The organism is Fulvimonas sp. R45 (assembly GCF_030504985.1).
Lineage (GTDB): Bacteria > Pseudomonadota > Gammaproteobacteria > Xanthomonadales > Rhodanobacteraceae > Rhodanobacter_A.
This window is the reverse complement of sequence record NZ_JASERU010000004.1, coordinates 143148-163419: the sequence shown is the minus strand read 5'-3', so window position 1 is coordinate 163419 and position 20272 is coordinate 143148. Positions and strand designations below refer to the sequence as shown.

At 69.9% G+C, this 20272-nt stretch carries 18 protein-coding genes; 2 read left to right on the top strand and 16 right to left on the bottom strand.

Features of this window, described 5'->3' with window-relative positions:
- Positions 1-53: 53 nt before the first annotated feature.
- The 13 genes from QMK61_RS05275 to QMK61_RS05215 form a co-directional block, all read right to left on the bottom strand.
- The gene (locus QMK61_RS05275; protein ID WP_302070979.1) at positions 54-1364 is read right to left on the bottom strand and encodes an ABC transporter permease; all 1311 of its coding nucleotides are present in this window, start codon (positions 1362-1364) and stop codon (positions 54-56) included.
- Positions 1365-1520: 156 nt separating this feature from the next.
- Positions 1521-2738: an FtsX-like permease family protein gene (locus QMK61_RS05270; protein WP_302070977.1), complete on the bottom strand. Its 1218-nt coding sequence runs from the start codon at positions 2736-2738 to the stop codon at positions 1521-1523.
- 11 nt (positions 2739-2749) lie between these two features.
- Positions 2750-4051: an ABC transporter permease gene (locus QMK61_RS05265; RefSeq protein WP_302070976.1), complete on the bottom strand. Its 1302-nt coding sequence runs from the start codon at positions 4049-4051 to the stop codon at positions 2750-2752.
- Positions 4052-4091: 40 nt separating this feature from the next.
- Positions 4092-5351, bottom strand: a complete 1260-nt coding sequence (locus QMK61_RS05260; protein ID WP_302070974.1) for an ABC transporter permease — start codon at positions 5349-5351, stop codon at positions 4092-4094.
- 70 nt (positions 5352-5421) lie between these two features.
- Complete coding sequence (locus QMK61_RS05255) at positions 5422-6738, bottom strand: ABC transporter permease (protein WP_302070973.1); 1317 nt, start codon at positions 6736-6738, stop codon at positions 5422-5424.
- A gap of 55 nt (positions 6739-6793) precedes the next feature.
- On the bottom strand, positions 6794-8035 hold the full coding sequence (locus tag QMK61_RS05250; protein WP_302070972.1) for an FtsX-like permease family protein: 1242 nt from the start codon (positions 8033-8035) through the stop codon (positions 6794-6796).
- A 10-nt stretch (positions 8036-8045) separates the two neighbouring features.
- Positions 8046-9356: an ABC transporter permease gene (locus QMK61_RS05245; protein WP_302070971.1), complete on the bottom strand. Its 1311-nt coding sequence runs from the start codon at positions 9354-9356 to the stop codon at positions 8046-8048.
- Between the two features lie 18 nt (positions 9357-9374).
- Entirely contained in the window at positions 9375-10721 is a 1347-nt protein-coding gene (locus tag QMK61_RS05240; protein ID WP_302070970.1) for a TolC family outer membrane protein, read from the bottom strand.
- A gap of 32 nt (positions 10722-10753) precedes the next feature.
- Complete coding sequence (locus tag QMK61_RS05235) at positions 10754-11479, bottom strand: ABC transporter ATP-binding protein (RefSeq protein WP_302070969.1); 726 nt, start codon at positions 11477-11479, stop codon at positions 10754-10756.
- A 148-nt stretch (positions 11480-11627) separates the two neighbouring features.
- Positions 11628-12899: an efflux RND transporter periplasmic adaptor subunit gene (locus tag QMK61_RS05230; protein ID WP_302070968.1), complete on the bottom strand. Its 1272-nt coding sequence runs from the start codon at positions 12897-12899 to the stop codon at positions 11628-11630.
- A gap of 201 nt (positions 12900-13100) precedes the next feature.
- Positions 13101-13691 carry a hypothetical protein gene (locus QMK61_RS05225; RefSeq protein WP_302070966.1) on the bottom strand — a complete coding sequence of 197 codons (591 nt, stop codon included), beginning with the start codon at positions 13689-13691 and terminating at the stop codon, positions 13101-13103.
- Between the two features lie 116 nt (positions 13692-13807).
- Positions 13808-14038 carry a hemin uptake protein HemP gene (locus QMK61_RS05220; RefSeq protein ID WP_302070965.1) on the bottom strand — a complete coding sequence of 77 codons (231 nt, stop codon included), beginning with the start codon at positions 14036-14038 and terminating at the stop codon, positions 13808-13810.
- A 77-nt stretch (positions 14039-14115) separates the two neighbouring features.
- Complete coding sequence (locus QMK61_RS05215) at positions 14116-15084, bottom strand: aldo/keto reductase (protein WP_302070964.1); 969 nt, start codon at positions 15082-15084, stop codon at positions 14116-14118.
- 209 nt (positions 15085-15293) lie between these two features.
- On the opposite strand from QMK61_RS05215, the gene QMK61_RS05210 reads away from it, so the two are divergent.
- Positions 15294-16772: an alpha-L-fucosidase gene (locus QMK61_RS05210; protein WP_302070962.1), complete on the top strand. Its 1479-nt coding sequence runs from the start codon at positions 15294-15296 to the stop codon at positions 16770-16772.
- Between the two features lie 7 nt (positions 16773-16779).
- Here the strand turns inward: QMK61_RS05210 and QMK61_RS05205 are convergent, their stop codons facing one another.
- A complete protein-coding gene (locus QMK61_RS05205) occupies positions 16780-17685 on the bottom strand; it encodes a LysR family transcriptional regulator (protein WP_302070961.1) in 906 nt (301 codons plus the stop codon).
- Between the two features lie 91 nt (positions 17686-17776).
- Between QMK61_RS05205 and QMK61_RS05200 the strand changes: the two genes are divergently transcribed.
- On the top strand, positions 17777-18721 hold the full coding sequence (locus QMK61_RS05200) for an NAD(P)H-binding protein (RefSeq protein WP_302070959.1): 945 nt from the start codon (positions 17777-17779) through the stop codon (positions 18719-18721).
- A gap of 5 nt (positions 18722-18726) precedes the next feature.
- On the opposite strand, the gene QMK61_RS05195 is transcribed toward QMK61_RS05200, so the two are convergent.
- Positions 18727-19236: a phosphatidylglycerophosphatase A gene (locus QMK61_RS05195; RefSeq protein ID WP_302070958.1), complete on the bottom strand. Its 510-nt coding sequence runs from the start codon at positions 19234-19236 to the stop codon at positions 18727-18729.
- Complete coding sequence (thiL, locus tag QMK61_RS05190) at positions 19233-20204, bottom strand: thiamine-phosphate kinase (RefSeq protein ID WP_302070957.1); 972 nt, start codon at positions 20202-20204, stop codon at positions 19233-19235. Before thiL ends, QMK61_RS05195 begins: the two co-directional genes overlap by 4 nt.
- Positions 20205-20272 lie beyond the last annotated feature (68 nt).

The following is a 20272-nucleotide window of genomic DNA, read 5'->3' as shown; positions in this document are numbered from 1 at the left end:
TTTCTTGAGCAGTGCGGCCATGGATGGCCGCTTCCACGCGCAGGGAAAGCGCACTAATTACTCTTGAGTTGCAGCGCCGGCGCCACGTTGCAGGCGCGCCATGCGGGCAGTACCCCGGCCAGCAGGCTGGCGCCGGTCGCGAGCGCGAACGTGACCAGCAGCATCGCGGGATCGAGGTGCGCCAGCGCGGCGTAGTCCGACGTGCGATGCCGCACCATCCACAGGCCGAACAGGGCCAGCAGCAGCCCGGCGCTCCCCCCCGCGATCCCGATCACCCCGGACTCGGTCAGCAACTGCGCGAACAGCGCGCGCCTGGACGCGCCCAGCGCCCGCCGCACGCTCAGCTCGCCCGCGCGGCGCAGGAACTTCGCCAGCATCAGGCCGACGGTGTTGACCAGGCATACCAGCAGGAAGCCGAACGCCATCCATGCCTGCAGGCGCACGTCGCCCGGCACCACGCCGTTGTAATCCAGCCACTGCGTCAGGTTGCGCAGGCGCACGTTCGGCGCGCGCTGGAAGCGGCCCAGCGCCTTCTGTTCTTCCGAGTACCGGACCAGGAACTGCCTGTACGCCGCGGCCTTGGCCGGGCTGTCCAACTGCACCCAGAACTGCAGCCACACGCAGGTTGCCGAAGGGTACGCCCCGCCCTGCATGCCGCCGGTGCCGTTGCCCCAGCAGTCGTTGGAGCCGTTCTTGTCGAAATGCAGTTCCAGCGCGGTCTGCAACGGCAGGAATACCTGTTCGTAGTAGTTGTACGCGCCTGTGGTGAGGTCGTAGAAATGCGGATTGGGGTGCCAGTCGTCGAGCACGCCGGCGATGCGGAACGTGGTGTCCTTGATGCGCAACGCGCGCCCCACGCTGTCCGCGCCGCTGAACAGCTTGTCGTCGAGCTGGCGCGTGATCACCACGTCGCGGGCATGCGCCTCGTCGTCGGCGCCGGACCAGCCGTGGCCGTACAGGAACGGCGCGCCGAACATCGCGAAGAAGTCCGCGGTGGTGTAGCGCGCCTCCACATAGAACGGGTCGAACGACGAGGCATCCGGCTGGATCGGCACCGTGCCGCCCGCCATCAATGCCTGCCGGTCCGCGCGCTTCGCCCGCAGCAGGTTCATCCCGTCGATCAGGGTGACCTGCTCCGGTGGCATCGGGCCGGGCATCATCCCACGCGCGTCCTGCGGGTCGATCTGGGGGTAGTAGAGCTCGCCGCTCCTGCCCGGCAGCGGATCGCCGGAAAGCACGTGCAGCACGGTGAACGTGGTCATGGCCGCACCAATGCCCACCGCGATGGCCAGCACCATCAGCGCCGTCAGCACCCTGTTGCGCCGGAGGCTGTGCCATGCCAGGTGGAGGTAGTAGCCGAACATCCCATGCCTCTGTGATTGAACCCCCTCGCCCGCTTGCGGGAGGGATACGTCTCCTCCCCCTGCTTGCAGGGGGAGGTCGGGAGGGGGTGCTTTTCACCAACACCCAAGGCGCCCCTCCCCAGCCCTCCCCTGCAAGCAGGGGAGGGAGTCGGAACCTCACACGCTCCGCGTCGCCACCACCGGCGGCACCGCCGCCGCGCGCAGCGCGGGCCCTAGCACCGCCAGTTGGCCCAGGCCCCACAGCGCCAGCGCGCCGACCGGCAGGTAGGGCAACGGCAGGTGCGGCAGTTCGTAGAACCTCATCAGCACCGCGTTGAGCCCGAAGGCCAGCAGCATGCCCAGCGCGATGCCGAACGTGACGATCAGGAAGTTCTCGGTCTGGAAGTAGCGCAGGATGTCGCCGCGGGTGGCGCCGATCGCGCGGCGGATGCCGATCTGCTTGCGCCGCTGGGCCACCCAGAAGCTGGTGAGGCCGACGATGCCGAGCGCGGTGACACCCAGCATGAGGACGACCACGCCGAGCAGCAGGCCAATCATGATGCGGTCGCTCTTGAAGTAGTTCGCGCGCAGATCGTTCAGGGTCTTGCTGTTGTCCTGGTCCAGTACCACGTCGGGGGCGATCTTCTGCACGGCGGCACGCGCCGCCTGCAGCACGCGCTGTACGTCCTGGGGCCTGGCGCGCAGCAGGTAGGTACCGGACAGCGAGCCGCCGGGCACGACCGGCGTGAACACCGTCCACTCGCCCTGCCCCAGGTCGTACTGGCCGGGTTGCGCGCGGGCGTAGTGATCCACCACCCCCATGACGCGGAAGTGCATCTTGTCGCACCAGAAGCTCTTGCCCAGCGGGTTTTCGCCCGGCCACGCGTGTTCCGCCCACTGGCGGGTCACCAGCACCTGCGCATAGTCGGGCAGGAAGCTGGTGGCGGGCCGATAGTCATCGGGCTGCGGCAGGCGCCCCTCGACCAGTTTCAGGCCCAATGCCTTGAACGTGCCCGGCCCGGCCAGCACGAAATCCACTACGCCGATCAGGTTCTTGAAATCGCCCGGTTCGTGCGTGACGCCCGCTGCACCCGTCTGCGGCCCGAACGGCACTTCGCTGATGAGGGTGGCCGATTGCACGCCGGGAATGGCCCGCAAGCCAGTCAGCATGCGCGCGTTCACATCGGCTGACAGCTTCGGGTCGAAGCCGTTGACCGTCAGCACAGCCAACGAGCTCTCGTCGACACCGCTGTTGATCTGGATCATCGTCCAGCGCCGCGCCACCAGGAAGCAGGCGTTGCACAACACGGCGCAGGCCAGCGCGATTTCCACGGCGATCAGCAAGGTGGCCAGGCGATGGCGGCGCAGCGCCGCGAGTATCGGTTTGATCTGCACGGTCGGCCTCCTCACAGTGCCTTGAGTTGCCAGGCGGGGACCACGCGGCTGGCGCGCAATGCCGGTATCAGTCCTGCGAGCAGGCTGGTACCGACCGCCAACACGAACGTGACGGTGAACATGGCGGCGTCCAGGTGCGCGAGATGGGCATAGTCCACGGGCTGGTGCCGTACCAGCCACAGGCCGACCAGCGTCAGCAGCCAGCCGAAGAAGCCGCCGAGCAGCCCGATCAGGCCGGCCTCGACCAGGCACTGCGCGAAGATCGCGCCACGGCTGGCGCCCAGCGCGCGGCGCACGCCGATCTCGCCGCTGCGGCGCAGGAACTTCGCCAGCAGCAGGCCCACCGCGTTGAACAGGCAGATGGCGAGAAAGGCCGACGCCAGCCACGCCTGCAGGCGCACGTCGCCGGGCACCTGGCCGCGGTAGGTCAGCCAGGCCATCAGGTCGCGCAGCCGTGCATGCTCGCTGCCCACGGCGAAGCGGCCGAGCGACTTCTGCGTGTTCGCGTAATCGTCCACGAAGCGCGCGTAGTCGCGCACCTTGGCCGGGCTGTCCAGCTCCACCCACAGCCACACCCACACGCAATCGGCGTTCTGCAGGTCGCCCATGGATGGCGGCACATGCCAGCAGGTGTAGGCCTGGAAGTTGCCCTTGTTGATTTCCATGCTGCTGGTGAACGGGGCGAAGACATCCTCCGACTTGCTGAAGTTCTGGCTCCATGGGTCGTAGAACAGCGGCGAGGGACGCCACGGCTTCAGCACGCCGACGATGCGCATGTCGGCGTCGCGCACGCGCAGGATGCGGCCCACGCTGTTGGCGCCACCGAACAGTTTCTGGTTGAGGTCGGCCGAAATCACGGCCACGCGCGCATGGTGCGCGTCGTCGTCCGCGCTCCAGCCGGAGCCGTACTGGAATGGCACGTCGAACATCGGGAAGAAATCCGCCGAGGTGGAGAGCATGCTCGGCATCAACGGCGGCTGGCTGCTGTCCGGCAGGCGCACTTTCACGGGACTGCTGGTGATGATCGCCTGGCGGTCGGCGCGATGCGCGCTCCACAGGTCCATGGCCGAGCGGTAATCCATCGCCGGACGCGGCTCTGTGGCGCCCCCCACGACGGGGTTCTCCGGGTCCACCTGCGGGAAAAACAGCACGCTGCTCTTGCCGGGCAGCGGGTCGCCCGACAGCAGGTGCACGACAGTCAGCGTGGTCATGCACGCGCCGATGCCCACCGCGATCGCCAGCACCATGAGCAGGGTGAGCGTGCGGTTGCGCTTCAGGCTGCGCAGGGCGAGGTTGAAGTAGTAGCCGAACATCCGTGCCTCCGTTGTCGTTCGCGCGCGCGGCGCGCGTGCCTCACGCCACCCGCGTGGCCGCCACCGGCGGCACGTTCGAGGCGCGCCGTGCCGGCACGAACACCGCGCCCTGCCCCAGCAGCAGCACGGCGGCCACGCCGACCAGCACGTAGAGGATCGGCAGCCGGTCCATCTCGTAGTGCTTCATCAGCAGCATGTTCAGGCCGATGGCGAGCAGCACGCCGCCCACCGCGCCACTGCCCGCGATCAGCAGGTTCTCCAGCTGGAAGTAGTGCAGGATGTCCGCCTTGCGCGCGCCCAGCGCGCGGCGCACGCCGATCTGCTTGTGCCGCTGGCCCACCCAGAAGCTGGTCAGGCCCACGATGCCCGCCGCGGTGACGCTGAGCAGGATCAGGCAGATCACGCCCATCAGCACGGCCATGCCGACGTCCGCCCGGTAGGCATGGGCGCGGATGTCGGCGAACGACTTCACGCTGTCGTCGTCGAGCACGCGCAACGGGTTCACCTGGTACAGCGTGGGCGCCACTGCGCGCATCGCCGCTTCCATCTGGCCCGGCTTGGCGCGCACCGCGTAGCGCGCGAAGTTCGCGTCCAGGCGAGACGGTACCAGGGTGGCGTTCCAGGTGAAGCCGTTGACCCAGGTGCCGGTGGCTGGCACCTGCATGCGCGCCACCACGCCGACGATGGTGCTGGGCGAGCTGCTGCCGTCGACGTAGATCGCCTTGCCCACCGCGCCGCCCTGCGGGAACAGCTTGTCGGCCAGCGCCTTGGTGACGATGACGATCGGGCGCGGGGGATTGTCGCGGAAGCCCTGGTGCTGCACGTCGCCGGCGTTGAACGCGCGCCCGGCCACGATCTTCAGCCCCAGCGTGGACATCGCCTGGTCGTCGGTGAAGTAGTACGCGGTGCGCACGTTGTCGCCCTTGTCGCTGAACTTCCGGTCCGGCTTGGTCGAGACCGAACCCGCCCAAGTGGAATTGAGCAGGGGCAGCGAATTGATCGGCGCCACCGAGGCCACGCTGGGCAGGTTGCGCAGCGCGGCGAGGTCTTCCTTCTGCATGGCGTCGAGCTTGGCCACGCCGTCCGCCGTATCGGCGCTGGGCGCGCCCACCCACTGCTGGGTGACCAGGAACAGGTTGCTTTCGTCCAGCCCGGTGGGCCGGTTCACCCGGTCGATGCGCTGGCCGATGATGAAGATGGCGTTGCAGACGATCGCCAGGGTCAGCGCGATCTGCAGCGCGATCAGCACCACGCCCGCCTTGTGCTTGCGCAATGCCGCGATCATGGGATGCAGTTTCATGGTCTTGTTCCTTGCAAAATTCGACGGGCTGGCCGGCTTTTCTCGAGGAGTGCGTCCATGGATGGCGCCGCTAGTTGCTCTTCAATTGCCAGGCGGGCTGCACCCGCGAAGCGCGATAGGTCGGGTACAGGCCGGCCAGCATCGTGGCGACCACCGCCACCAGCAGGGTCAGCACCAGCAGCGAGACGTCCAGCCGCGCCAGGTCCGCGATGTCCTTGGGCATCACCCAGCCCACGCTGGCGACGCCCGCGCAGGTGAGCAGCAGGCCCAGCACGCCGCCGGCCGCACCGACCATGCCGGCCTCGGTGAGGAACTGCAGGTAGATCGCCTTGCGCGGCGCGCCCAGCGCCCGGCGCACGCCGATCTCGCTGCTGCGGCGCAGGAACTTCGCCAGCAGCAGGCCGATGGTGTTGACCAGGCACACCAGCAGCAGGCCCAGCGCCACCAGCAGCGAGACCTTGGTGTCGCTGGGCACCACGTGCTGGTTGTCCAGCCAGGCGCGCAGGTCGCGCAGGCGGTTGTTCGGCGCCCAGCCGAAACGGCCGGCCTGCTGCTGCGCGCGCGCGTAGCCCTGCAGGTAGTCGCGGTAGGCGGTCACCGCGGAGGCGCTGTCCAGTTCGGCCATGTAGGCGATCCACACGCACTCGGAATGCTGCAGGCCGACAAAGCCGGGTTCCTTGGGCACCGCGTTGCAGTTGGTGTTGCCGTCGTTCTGGAGGTTGGCCTGGATGGCGGTCAGGAACGGCAGGAACACGTCCTTGACGCCGCTGTCGAAGCCGCCCGAGTTCACCACATCGTAGAAGCGCGGCTGCGGGTTCCAGTCCTTCAGCACGCCGACCACGCGGTACTGGCGGCCTTCGATGCTGGCGTTCCTGCCCACGCTGTTGGCGCCGCCGAACAGCTTCTGGTTGAGCTTGTCGCTGATCACCACCACCTGGGCGCGGTTCTCGTCGTCGCTGGCGCTCCAGCCGCTGCCGTACTGGAACGGCACGTCCAGCATCGGGAAGAACTCGCTGTACACCGCCTCGCCACTGACGTTGATCGGGTGCTTGGCCGCGTCGGCCGGCACCACCGAGGGGGAGATCTGGTACATCGCCGATTGCAGCTTGGCGCGGTGGTCGCGCATCAGCGCCGTGGCATCGGCGTAGTCCATTGCGTTCGGCGGGTCGCCGTCGGGATTGCGGCCGTTTGGCCCCCAGTTGTCGATCTGGGGCACGAACAGGCTGGCCGACTTCCACGGGATCGGATCGCCCGACACCGCGCGGAACACCGACCAGGAGGTCATCGAGGCGGCCACGCCGAAGCCGATCGCCAGCACCATCAGCGCGGTGAGGCCGGGGCTGCGCTTCAGGCTGCGCAGGGCCAGATCCAGGTAATAGGCGAACATTCCGCTCTCCGTCGTTTGAAAGTCCCACCCCCTTCGGAGCAGGCCAAGGCTTTGGTCACACCGAACGCGTCGCCTCGATCGGCGGCACGCGCGAGGCGCGCAGCGCCGGCGCCAGCACGGCGCCCTGGCCCAGCAGCAGCAGCACGACCACGCCGATGCCCACGTAGCCCAGCGACATGCGGTCCAGCGCAAAGCGGGCCACCGTCCACAGGTTGAAGGCGAAGGCCAGCACGACGCCGAGCGCCACGCCGGTCGCGCTGATCAGGAAATTCTCGGTGAGGAAGTAGGCGAGGATGTCGCGCTGCCGTGCGCCCAGCGCACGGCGCACGCCGATCTGCTTGCGCCGCTGGCCGACCCAGAAGCTGGTGAGGCCCACGATGCCGGCGGCGGTGATCGCCAGCAGCACCGCGCAGATGACGCCCATGAGGATGACCATGCCCCGGTCGCTGTCGTAGACCTTGTGGCGGATGGTCGCGTAGTCCTGGACGCCGTCCTTCGGGTCGATGATGCGCAGGCGGCTCTGCGCGTACAGCGCCTTGGGCGCCTCGCGCATGGCATCGGCGAGCTGGCCGGGCCTGGCGCGCACGATGTAGTAGATGCCTTTCGAGTCGTCCGCCCGCAGCGGCCAGATCAGCGCCTGCCCGGCATGGCTGTTGCTCCACTGGTCCACGCCCTGCCGGTGCAGCGGGTCGACGATGCCGATGATGGTGCTGGGCGTGGCGCCCATCGCGTAGAAGCTCTTGCCCAGCGCGTTGCCGTCGGGGAACAGGCGCTCGGCCAGCGCCTTGCTCACGATCGCCGTCGGCGGGGTGATCGCCTGCTGGGTGCCCATCGCCATCACCTCGTCGGGGCGGAAGTTGCGCCCCGCGACGAGCTTCAAGCCCAGCGTGTCGATGAAATGCTCGTCGCCGGTGTACACCGCCGCGTCCGTGGTCGGCTTGACCTGGTCGGGCGTCATGGTGACGAAGTTGTCCCAGCCGCCGCCCCGCAACGGGTAACCGCTGGCCGGCGTGGCGTCGAGCACGGCCGGCAGTTGCCGCAGCGCGATCAGGTCGGCGCGCACCTGCGCATCGACCTGCTCCGTCGAGCGGTTCACGTCGGCCCAGTAGTTGGCGACGACGAACACGTCCGCCTCGTCCACGCCGCTGACCTGGGAGAGATTGGCCAGCCGCTGGTGGATGATGAACAGCGCGTTGCACACGATGGCCAGCGTCAATCCGATCTGCAACGCGATAAGCAAGGTGCCCACCTTGTGCCGGCGCAGCGCGGTGAGGACGGGCCTGATCTGGATGTTCATGGCGCTCTCCTCAGCTCGATTTCAGTTGCCAGGCCGGCTGCACGTGCGCCGCGCGCCATGCCGGGTAGAACGCCGCGAGCACGGTGGCGGCGATGGCCACGGCCAGCGTGAGCCCCACCAGCGACGGGTCGAGCCGGGCGAGCCGGGCGATCTCCGGCTGGAACAGGATGCCCACGCCGGACACGCCCACCGCGGTGAGCAACAAGCCCAGCACGCCGCCGGCCAGGCCCACCGTGCCGGCCTCGACCAGGTATTGCGCATAGATCTCGCTGCGCGTGGCGCCCAGGGCGCGGCGCACGCCGATCTCACCGGCCCGGCGCATGAACTTCGCCAGCAGCAGGCCGATGGTGTTGACCAGGCAGATCAGGAAGAAGCCCAGCGCCACCGCCAGCGAAATGCGGCTTTCCGGGGGCACCACCTGCTCGTAGTCCATCCACTGCACCACGTCGCGCAGGCGCACGTTGGGCGGCCAGCTGAAGCGGCCGGCGCGCTGCTGGTCGGCCGCGTAGTTCGTCAGGAAGCGGCGGAAGCCTTCGGCCTCGGCGGGACTGTCCAGTTCCACCCATGGCGTGATCCACACGCAATTGCTTTGCAGGTAGCCCTGCCAGCTCGTGTAGGCGAGCGAGCCGCGGCAACTGTTGCGGCCGCCGGTGCGCATCTGCAGGTCCAGCGCGCGGTTGAACACCATGTAGACGTCCGGTTCGTCGGCAAAGCCGCTGGTACTGAACAGGTCGTAGAAGCGCGGGCGCGGGTTCCAGTGGCTGGCGACGCCCACCACGCGGTAGTCGTGGCCGCCCAGGTTGAGCGTGCGCCCCACGCTGTCGGCGCCGCCGAACAGCTTCTGGTCGAGCCCGCTGCTGATGACGACGTCGTTGGCGTGCGCGTCGTCGTCCTGCGCGCTCCAGCCGCTGCCGTAGCGGAACGGGACATCGAACATGGCGAAGAAATCGCTGGTGACCGCGTAGCCGCTGGCGTTCAGGGGCAGGTCGCGGTTGCCCCCGGGTATCACCGAGAGCTGCACCGGATACAGCAGCGTCTTGCGTTTCCCCTCGTGCGCGCGCATCAACGCCATCGCGTCGATGTAGCCAAGCGCCTCCGCCGGTTCACCGCGCAGGTTCTGCTGAGGACCCCAGGCATCGATCTGCGGCGTGAACAGCCGGGCCGACTTGCCGGGAATCGGGTTGCCCGACACGGCACGGAACACGGAATACGTGATCATCGATGCGGCCACGCCGATGCCGATCGCCATCACCATCAGCAGGGTCAACGCAGGGCTGCGACGCAGACTGTTCATGCCCAGCCGCAGGTAGTAAGCGAACATGCCGTCAGCCCCCCGCGCTCATTGCAGCAACCCGTTGACCGCTTCCAGGTCCTTCAGGTCGATGGTGCCGGCGGCCTGCTTGAGCAGCAGCTTGTCGAGGATGAACTGGTGCCGTGCCACCGTGTACTGGCTCTGCACCGAGGCCAGGGTCTGGATGGCGATCACCACGTCGGTGAGCCGCTGCGTGCCGATGGCGTAGCCCGCGCGCATCGATTCCAGCGACTTCTTCGCCGCGTCCACCGAGGCGCGCGCGCTGTCCACCTGCTCGATGCCGTCCTGCACCAGGTTGAAGTAGTTGCTGGCGTCGCGCGCGGCCTGGCGACGCTGGCTTTCCAGCACGCCCTGGTCCGCGTCGCGCTGGAAGATGGCCTGCTTCACCTGGGCGTGGGTGAGGCCGCCGCTGAACAGCGGCACGCGCAGGGTGAGCCCCACCGTGGTGGTGGCCGGGCCGTAGCCGGCGCCGCCCGGCACCACGTTCGACCAGGCGCCGAACTTGTTGTAGCTGACGCCCGCGGTGAGCGTGGGCAGGTGGCCGGCGCGCGCGGCCGAGACCTTGTGCTCGTCGGACCGCACCGTGTAGCGCGCGGCCAGGATCGTGGGGTTGGTCTGCAGCGCGGCGTCCACCCAGGCCTGCGCGTTGTCCGGCGAGGGCGGCTGCATCGGCAGGTCGTCGCGCAGCTTCTTCAGCGTGCCGGTGGGCTTGCCGGTGATCTGCTCCAGCGCCTTGCGCGCGTCCTTCAGGCTGTCCTCGGACTGGATGCGCTGGGCCTTGATGTACAGGTAGTACGCCTTGGACTGGCTCACGTCCGCGGCCATCGACAAGCCGTTCTTGAAGCGCGCGCTGGTCTGGTCGTACTCCTGCTTGTAGGCGTCCTCGTAGGCGCGGTTGATCTCCACCAGGTCTTCCGACACCAGCACGTTGAAGTAGGCCTGGGCCACGCGTACGTAGAGGTTCTGCAGGGCGGCCTGGTAGGTCTGGTCCTGCGCGTCGCGCGCGGCGCCCGCCGCGCGCAGGTTGGCGATGGCGGACAGGTCGATGATCGTCTGGTCCAACGAGCCGCTGAAGCTGCGGTCGCGGGTATGCCCCTTCGCGCTGGTGGTCACCACGTTGCCGTTGGAGTCGGTGGTGGTGCCGCCGCTGCCGCCGTGCGATTGCTCCAGCCCCAGGTTGGCGCTGAGCTGCGGCAGCAGCGCGGAACGCGCCACCGGCACGCCTTCGGCCACCAGCAGCCGCTGCGCGTCGGCGGTGGCGAGCACCGGGTCGTTGGCGACGGCCTGGCGGTAGGCGTCCATCAGGTCCTCGCCGCGCCCCGGGAACGGGGCGACGGCGAGCAGGAGCAGCACGGGCAGCAGCTTCACACGCATGGGCGGCACTCTGGGTCGTGGACGGTGGTGGCTCAGGCCGGACTGGCGTTGCCGCGGGCCGCGGCCACGCTGGCGTGGAAGCGCGGGTCCTCGGCAAGGTCCACGACCTGGCCGTCGATGATGTGCACGTTGCGCTGCGCCCGGGCGGCCAGCTCGGGGTCGTGGGTCACCATCACGATGGTGGCGCCGTCACGGTGGATCTCCTCCAGCAGTTCCATCACGCCGCGGGCCATCTGGGTGTCCAGGTTGCCGGTCGGCTCGTCGGCGAGCAGCAGGCGCGGCGAGCCGGCCAGCGCGCGGGCGATCGCCACGCGCTGCTGCTGGCCGCCGGAGAGTTCGGCCGGGTAGTGCTTGAAGCGCGAGGCCAGGCCCACCCGCTCCAGCGCGTCCATGATGCGCTGCTTGCGCTCCGCCGCCTTCATGCCGCGGTAGCGCAGCGGCACTTCCACGTTGTCGAACACGTTGAGGTCGGGGATCAGGTTGAACGCCTGGAAGATGAAGCCGATCTTCTCGTTGCGGATCTTCGAGCGCGCGTTGTCGTTGAGCTGGCTCACCTCGATGCCGTCGAGGTGGTATTCGCCCCCGGTGAAGGTCTCGAGCAGGCCGGCGATGGTCAGGAAGGTGGTCTTGCCCGAACCCGACGGACCGGTGACGGCGACGAACTCGCCTTCCTTCACGTCGATGTTGAAATCGCGCAGCGCGTAGGTCTCCACCACTTCGGTGCGGTAGACCTTGGACAGGTGGGTCATCTTGAGCATGGTTCACGTTCCTCGGTGGTGGTGGATGGGTTCTTCTTTCTTCCCCTCCCCCTGCTTGCAGGGGGAAGTCGGGAGGGGGTGCCTTTCGCCAGGCCAAAAGCACCCCACCCCCGGCCCTCCCCTGCTTGCAGGGGAGGGCGCGAATGCCTTACCTGCTGATCGCGACGCGGTCGGCGCTCTTGAAGTTGTCGGTGCCGGAGATCACGATCTGGTCGCCTTCCTTCAGGCCCTGCAGGATCTCGACCTTGTCGATGCTCGAGGCGCCCACGCGGATCGGCGTCTTGGTGGCGATGCCGTCCTTCACCACGTAGGCGTAGCTGCCGCCGGACTCGTCCACGAAGGAGCCGCGCTGCACGGTGAGCACGTTGTCGCGGTGGTCGAGCACGATCCGCACGGACAGGCGCTGGTTCTGGCGCAGCTGCTTGGGCGTGGCACCCTCGAAGCGCACGCGGGCGGCCACTTCGCCGTTGACCACTTCCGGCGAGATCGCGCTGACCAGGCCCTTCCAGGTGTTGCCGTTGCCGCTGATCTGGCCGGTCATGCCGATCGCCAGGTCGCGCGCGAAGCTCTCCGGCACCTTCACCTCCACTTCCAGCGCGGTGAGGTCGATCACGCTGAGCAGCTGGGCGTCCTTGGCCACGGTGGCCACCGGCGCGATGAACAGCTGGCCGACCTGGCCGTCCACCGGCGACTTCACGTCGAGGTCGTCCACCTGGCGCTGCAGGTCCTTGACTACCAGCATCTGGTTGTCGTGCGCCAGTTTCTTGGCCTGGATGTTGAAGTTCAGGCTGTCGTTGTTCATGCCGAGGTCGGCCTTGGCGTGCGCCAGCGCGATGCGCGCCTTCTCCAGCGCGTCCTTGGACTGGTCCACTTCCACCCCGGTGGCGGCGCCGGCGGCGAACGCCTTCTGCTCGCGGTCGAGGTTGGTCTCGGCGCTCTTCTCGTCGATGGTGGCGTTGTCGAAGGCCTTCTGCAGCTCGCTGCGCTTGGTGCGCGCGTCGACCTGCGCCTGCAGGTAGTCCACCTGCATCGCATCGGCCTTGGACTGCTCCTGCGCCAGCTTGTTGCGCAGCTCGGGGCTGTCGATCACGGCCAGCACCTGGCCTTTCTTCACCGTGTCGCCGGCGCGCACCTTCAGCGTCGCCGCGCCGTTGTAGGTGGCGTACAGGGTGGGACTGTTGGCGGCCACCACCTTGCCTTCGGCGGCGATGTCGCGCACGAACGGGCCGCGCTCCACGGTGGCGAACGCCAGCCGCGAGGCGCTGACCGAGGCCTGGGCGGAGAACAGCCGCAGGATGCCGGGCGTGGCCAGCGCCAGCGCGACCAGCACGGCCACGCCGATGCCGATCAGCAACAGCCGGCGCCTGGGGTTGGGTTTGACCTCGACCATGCGGTCTTGAGCGGAGGTGTCGCGGATCATGGTGCAGTCCCTGCCGCATACGGTGCGGCCCTGCCCTGCTTCAGCAAGCCGCGTGCCAACCCGCGACTTGGCTGCGAAGCCGCGCCGCATCAAGGGTTTGCGAGGAGGGTGTCCGCAGCGGAGGGCGTCCGCGGACACTCGCTCGGACAGGCGGACGTCCGTGTCCGTGCGACGGACGAAGGCCGTGGCCGGCCTTCCGGCTCAGCCCGCCGACGCGGAATGCAGCGGCACCGCCTCGGCCCGCGCGATGCGCCCGGCGAGGTCGCGGCCCAGTTCCGACAACGCCCCGGCTGACGTGGCGTCCAGCACATCCAGGCCGGCCAGGCGGCGCACGCGCAGGCGCAACGCGCAGGCCCACGCCGGCCGGAACGGCAGCCAGCCGCAGCGGACCGGCGGAACGTCCGGCACGCCGATGGCGGGCAACGCGTCCCAGGCGAGGTAGTCGGTATCGGGCAACAGGTGCAGCCGCGCGCGCAGGCGGCCGTGGCGGTCCAGGCATTCCAGCCACTCGCGCGGCCCGTCGTCGCCCACGTAGCCGGCCACGGCCAGCCAGTGCGCCTGCAGCAAGGGCGACAATTCGCGCCGCGCCGCCAGCCAGCCGGGCGGCACGTCCGGTGAGGCGTGCGTCTCGGCGCCGCTCACGTACAGCATGTCGCCCAGCAGCGGCAGGCATTCGGCCAACAGCGGCGGCGCCACGCGCAACCAACGCCGCTGCACCGTCGGCGCCGCGAAGCGGCATGCGGATCGGGAATGCGTGGCCAGCCAGCCGAACATCGGGATCTCCTCGGGCAAGCACGGAATCCGCGGCGGTCCGGCTGCGGCCGCTGGGGCGGCGCGGGCCGGATCGGGAAAGGCGAGGCGCGCCGCGCGCAGAATGCCGGGCGTCCCTGCCCGGCCGGGGGGAACGGCTACTTGGTGAGGATCAGCTTGTCGTTGCGGGTCAGGCGCAGGTGGTACTCGCTGCCTTGATGCTCAATCACCAGCTCGCGCGCGTCACCGAGCAGGCTGCGGCTGCTCAGCCGCTGCACCGGCAGCGCGGGCGCCGCCCCGGCCGGCCGCTTCTTCAGCGACAGGATGCGGAACGGGCGCGGCAGCGCGGCCGCTTCGACGGGAAGGCTGAGGGTGGTGGACAGCGACATGGCTCGGCTCCGCGGCGATGAAGGGCGGAGTTGATGATAATGATTCTCATTTGACTGTCAACCATACCGACCGCATCTCACCCCACCGCCTGCATGATCCGCCGCTGCACGCCTTCGTCCAGCTTCGGCAAGATCTCCAGCGCGGCGAGGTTGTGCTCCAGCTGCTCCAGCCGGCTGGCGCCCAGCATCACGGTGGAGACGTGCGGGTTGAGCAGGCACCAGGCGATCGCCAGCTGCGCGGTGCTGCAACCCAGTTCGTCGGCGACCGGCCGCAGCCGGCGCGCCTTCGCCACGCGCTCGCCCTGCTCGCCCAGCACGCTCTCGCGCAGCCACGCGTAGTCGGGATGCGCCAGCCGCGAGTCGGCGGGCACGCCGTCGTCGTACTTGCCGCTGAGCAGGCCCGAGGCCAGCGGCGACCAGATCGTGGTGCCCATGCCGTAGGCCTCGTACAGCGGGGCGTATTCCACCTCGACCCGCTCGCGGTGCAGCAGGTTGTACTGCGGTTGCTCCATCGCCGGCGCGGCGAGGTGGTTTTCCCTGGCCACGCGGTGCGCCTCGTCGATCGCCTGCGCCGGCCATTCGCTGGTGCCCCAGTACAGCACCTTGCCCTGGCGCACCAGCAGGTCCATCGCCGCCACGGTTTCCTCGACCGGCGTGTCCGGGTCGGGACGATGGCAGAAGTAGAGGTCGAGGTAGTCCACGCGCAGGCGCTGCAGCGCCTGGTGGCAGGCCTCGATCACGTGCTTGCGCGACAGCCCGCGCTGGGTCGGCTTCGGATGGTCGTGCGCGCCGAAGAACACCTTGCTGGACACGCACCAGCTGTCGCGCGGAAAGCGCAGGTCGGCCAGCACGTCGCCCATCAGCGACTCGGCCACGCCGTTGCCGTAGGTCTCGGCGTTGTCGAAGAAGTTCACCCCGCGGTCCCAGGCCAGCGCCAGCATGTCGCGCGCCAGCGAGCGGCCCACGCTCTTGCCGAACGTGGCCCATGCGCCGAAGGACAGGACGGAAAGTGGCAGGCCGGAGCGGCCGAGGCGACGGTATTGCATGGGGAACTCCATCTGCGTGTCGTGGCGACCGGCTGCTCGACCGGTCATCCGCATGCTGCGTCGGCGCGTCGGGCCAATGCAAGCCCGCTCCGTCGCGCGCGTGCGAACCCTCCCGCGACGGCAGCACTTCGATCATATTTGAACGTTATCGACATATTTGAATATAGTGGTCGTCCCGATGCATGACACCCACCGCGGAGGACCGCTGCATGGACCGTCGCCGCTTCCTGCTCGCCGGCTCGGCCGTCGCCTCGCTGGGCGCGCTCGGCCTGCCACGCCCCGACCACGCCACCGCCGCGTCCCTGCCCGCCGGCGGCCCACGGCCGCGCCCCACGCCGCAGCAACTGCGCTGGCAACGCGAGGAACTGGCGATGTTCGTGCACCTCACGGTGAACACCTTCACCGGCAAGGAATGGGGCGACGGCACCGAGTCGCCGGCGATTTTCGATCCGCGCAAGCTGGACGCGCGGCAGTGGGCGCGCACGGCGAGGCAGGCCGGCTTCCGCAGCATGATCCTCACCGCCAAGCACCACGATGGCTTCTGCCTGTGGCCCACCGCCACCACGAAGCACTCGGTGGCATCCAGCCCGTGGAAGGACGGCCACGGCGACGTGGTGCGCGAATTCACCGACGCCTGCCATGCCGAGGGGCTGGGCGCGGGCCTGTACCTGTCGCCATGGGATCGCAACGCGAAGGCCTACGGCAGCGGCGAGGCCTACAACGACTACTACATCGCCCAGCTCACCGAACTGCTCACACGCTACGGCCCGATCGTGGAAGTATGGTTCGACGGCGCCAACGGCGAAGGCCCGAACGGCCGCAGGCAGGCCTACGACTGGCCGCGCATCCACGCCACCGTGCGCAGGCTGCAACCCGACGCGGTGATGTTCTCCGACGCCGGCCCCGACGTGCGCTGGATCGGCGACGAAAAAGGCGTGGCCGGCGAAACCTGCTGGTCCAGCATCGACCCGGCCAGCGTGCCCTACCCCGGCTACGACCGCCCGTGGGTCGGCGGCCTGCTCGGCCACGGCGATCCCCACGGCAGCGCGTGGCGCCCCGGCGAATCGGACGTGTCGATCCGTCCCGGCTGGTTCTGGCATCCCGAACAGGACGGCGAGGTCAAGTCGCCCGACGCGCTGATGGAGTTGTACTTCAGCTCGGTGGGGCGCAACAGCAAGCTGCTGCTCAACGTGCCGCCGAACCGCGACGGCCTGTTCGACCCCGAGGACATCGCCTCGTTGCAGGGCTTCGCGGCGAAGCGCACCGCGCTGTTCGCCACCGACCTGCTGCAGGGCGCCACGGTGCGTGCCAGCAGCGGCGAGGCCGCACCGGCCGTGCTCGACGCCAACCCCGACACGCACTGGAGCGCAGCCGCCGACGCGCACGACGGCTGGCTGGAAATCGCGCTGCCCCGCGCGGTCGAGTTCGACACGCTGGAACTCGGCGAGGCGATCGCCCTCGGCCAGAACATCGCCAACTACCGCGTGGAACGCTGGGACGGCGGCGCTTGGCAGCCGCTCGCCTGGGGCACCACGATCGGCCACAAGAAGCTCGCGCGCTTCGATCCGGTGCGCACGAGCAGGCTGCGCGTGCTGCTGGAATTCGCCTACGGCACGCCGCGGCTCGCGCGCGTGGCGGCGTATCGCGGGCCGGATCGCCGCTACGGGCCGGGGCACGACGAGAAATGAGCGCGCCTCAAGCGCCCTCGGCCGCATAGGCCGCCAGCGCCTCGAACAGGTGGTCGTAGACCCGTCGCACGCGAAGGTTCGCGCGCTGGTCTTCGTGCATCACCAGCCAGGTGTCCAGATCCAGCGCGAACGCAGGCACCACGTGCACCAGCGATCGTTCGCGCCGGGCCAGCGCGTGCTGGCATGCGCCGATGCCGTAGCCGGCGCGCAGCGCGGCCAGTTGCGCCAGCGCGCTGTCGGTGCGCAACGCGAAGTGGCGGCGCGCGAACACCTCCGCGCCCGGCACGCGGCCGCGCATCGCGCGCAGGGCCGGCGTCTCGCGGTCGAAGCCGATCAGCGCGTGACCATGCAGATCGGCCATCACCCGCGGCGTGCCGTGCGCCTTGAGGTAGCGCCGATGCGCGTACAGCCCGATCCCGATGGCGCCCACGCGCCGCGCCACCAGCGCGGACTGGCCGGGGCGCAGCATGCGCACGGCAATGTCGGCGTCCTTGCGCAGCATGTCTTCGGCGGCGTCGGACAGCGACAGCTCGACCACGATGCCCGGCTGCCGCCGGCGCAGGTCGGCCAGCATCGCCGGCAGCACCTCGCCGCCGATCACCTCGCTGCAGGTGATGCGCACCACGCCGCGCACCGCCTGCCTGCTGCCCGAGGCCGCACGCCGCAACGCGGCCGACGCGGCGGCCATGCCGCACGCATGTTCGGCCAGTTCGGCGCCCACGTCGGTCAGCGCCAGCCCCTGCGGCGAGCGCGTGAACAGGGCCACGCCCAAGGCCGCCTCCAGTTGCCGCACGTGCCGACCCAGGCTGGGCTGGGTCATGTCCAGCATGCGCGCCGCCGCGGACAGGCTGCCTTCGCTCGCCACCGCGAGGAAGGAGCGATAGAGGTCCCAGCCGGGCTCATCGGCATCCATGCATTTGTTTATAGCAGATGTTCGATGTTGGGCAATTTTCAAATATGCCGTTCCACGCCAAGCTGGCTCCACCCAACCAGCGAGTAAGGCCATGAACACCTCGAAGACAGCCCTGGTCCTCGGCGCCACCGGCGGCGCGGGCGGCGCGATCGCCGCGGCCCTGCTGCGGCGCGGCTGGGCGGTGCGCGCGCTGGTGCGCAACGCCGCCCGTCCCGGCCTCGATCCGCGCATCGCCTGGCGCGAAGGCGACGCGATGCGCGCCGACGACGTGGCGCGGGCCGCCGCCGGCGTGGACGTGCTGGTTCACGCGGTGAACCCGCCGGGCTACCGCGACTGGGACAAGCTGGTGCTGCCGATGCTGGACCACAGCCTCGCCGCGGCCCGCGCCAACGCGGCACGCCTGGTGCTGCCGGGCACGGTCTACAACTATGGCCCGGATGCCTTTCCCCTGCTCGCCGAGGACGATCCCCAGCAGCCGCTGACCCGCAAGGGCGCGATCCGCGCGGCGATGGAACGGCGGCTGGCCGAGGCCAGCGACGTGCGCAGCCTGGTCCTGCGCTGCGGCGACTTCTTCGGCCCGCGTGCGGGCAACAACTGGTTCGCGGCCATGGTCAAGCCGAGCCGCCGCGTGCGCGCCTTGCTGTATCCCGGTCGCCGCGGCCTGCCCCACGCGTGGGCCTACCTGCCCGACGTGGGCGAGACGATGGCGCGGCTGCTGGAGCGCGAGGGCGAACTCGAACGCTTCGCCCGTTTCCACTTCGCCGGCCACCACGTGGACGAGGCCGCCCTGCTCGCCGCCGTGCGCGACGCCAGCGGCAACGCCACGCTGCCGCTGCGCGCCTTCCCGTGGTGGATGACGCGATTGGCCGCGCCGTTCGTGGTGTTGATGCGCGAACTGGGCGAGATGCGCTACCTGTGGCGCGAGCCGCTGCAACTGGACAACCGCCGCCTGGTCGCATGGCTCGGGGCGGAACCGCATACGCCGCTGCGGCAGGCCGTCGAAACCACCCTGCGCGGTCTCGGCTGCGTGGAATAGGGGCCTCAGCGCAGCAAATGCAGCGCGATCGCCAGCACCGCCGCGGCGAACACGCCGGCGACCACGTCGTCCGCCATCACGCCCAGGCCACCCTTGAGGCGGCGGTCGAGCACGCGGATCGGCCACGGCTTCCACACGTCGAACAGGCGGAACAGCGCGAAGCCGGCGGCGACCGCCCACCACGGCGCCAGCAGCGCGGGCAGCAGCGCGATCCACTGGCCGACGAACTCGTCCCACACCAGCGCGCGGTGGTCGTCCACGCCCAGCGCGCGGCCGGCCAGTTCGCAGGCCCACACGCCCAGCGCGAAGCCCAGCGCGATGACCAGCAGGTTGAGCGGCAGCGACAGTTCGCGCAGCAGCAGCCACGGCAGGATCGCGGCCAGCGAGCCGAAGGTGCCCTGCGCCACCGGCGCCAGGCCGGAGCCGAGGCCGCAGGCGATCCAGCCGGCGGGCATGGCGAGCAGCGCGCGGCGTTGCGTGGCGGTGATGTTCCTGCGTTCGACGGGGGCGTTCATGCGGCGAAATGATCCCAGCCGCGCCGCGCGGTTTCCAGCCATGCGCCGTCCGCGCCGCGCACGCGCACGCCCTCGCCGGCCACAATGCGGCCGATGCGCGTGGCGCCGCAGCCCGACCGCGCCAGGTCGGCCTGCACCTCGGCCACGCGCTGGGCAGGCACGGTGAAGCACAACTCGTAGTCGTCGCCGCCGGCCAGCGCGAAATCGAGCGCGGCGTCCTCGTCGAACAGACCCAGCATGGCGGGCGAGCGCGGCAGCAGCGCGGCCTCGATCTCCGCGCCCACGCCGCTGGCCGCGCAGACGTGGCCGAGGTCGGCGAGCAGGCCGTCGGACACGTCGATGCAGGCGCCGGCGCGGCCGCGCAGCGCCAGCCCGGCCGCCAGCCGCGGCGTGGGCCGGTTCAGCCGCTCGACCAGCCCGGCCGCGCGCGGGTCGGTCGCGCGTTGCTGCAACGACGCCAGGCCCGCCGCCGCGTCGCCGAGCGTGCCGGTGACCAGCACCGCGTCGCCCGCCCGCGCGCCGGCGCGCAGCAGCGCCTGTCCTGCCGGCACGAAGCCGTGCACCGTGACGCTGGCCGCCAGCGGGCCGCGCGTGGTGTCGCCGCCCACCAGCGCCAGCCGCTGCGGCCCGGCCAGCGCGGCGAAGCCGTCGGCGAAGCCGTCCACGAAGGCCTCGCGCGCCGCCGGTGCCAGCGTGTCGGGCAGGGTCAGCGCCAGCAGCGCCCAGGCCGGCGTGGCGCCCATCGCGGCGAGGTCGGACAGGTTCACCGCCAGCGCCTTCCAGCCGAGGTCGGCCGGCGCGGTGCCCACCGGGAAGTGCACGCCCTCGACCAGGGTGTCCACCGCCACCGCCAGTTCCATGCCGGGCGGCACGGCCAGCAGCGCGGCGTCGTCGCCGATGCCCAGGCGCACGTCCTCGCGCCCCTGCGCGGTACGTTCGCGGATGCGGTCGATCAGGCGGAATTCCATGGCGGTCCTGGGCGGCGAGGCGGCTCCAGAGCAGAGCATCCGCGGGCGCGCGGCGCAAGCCCGTGACC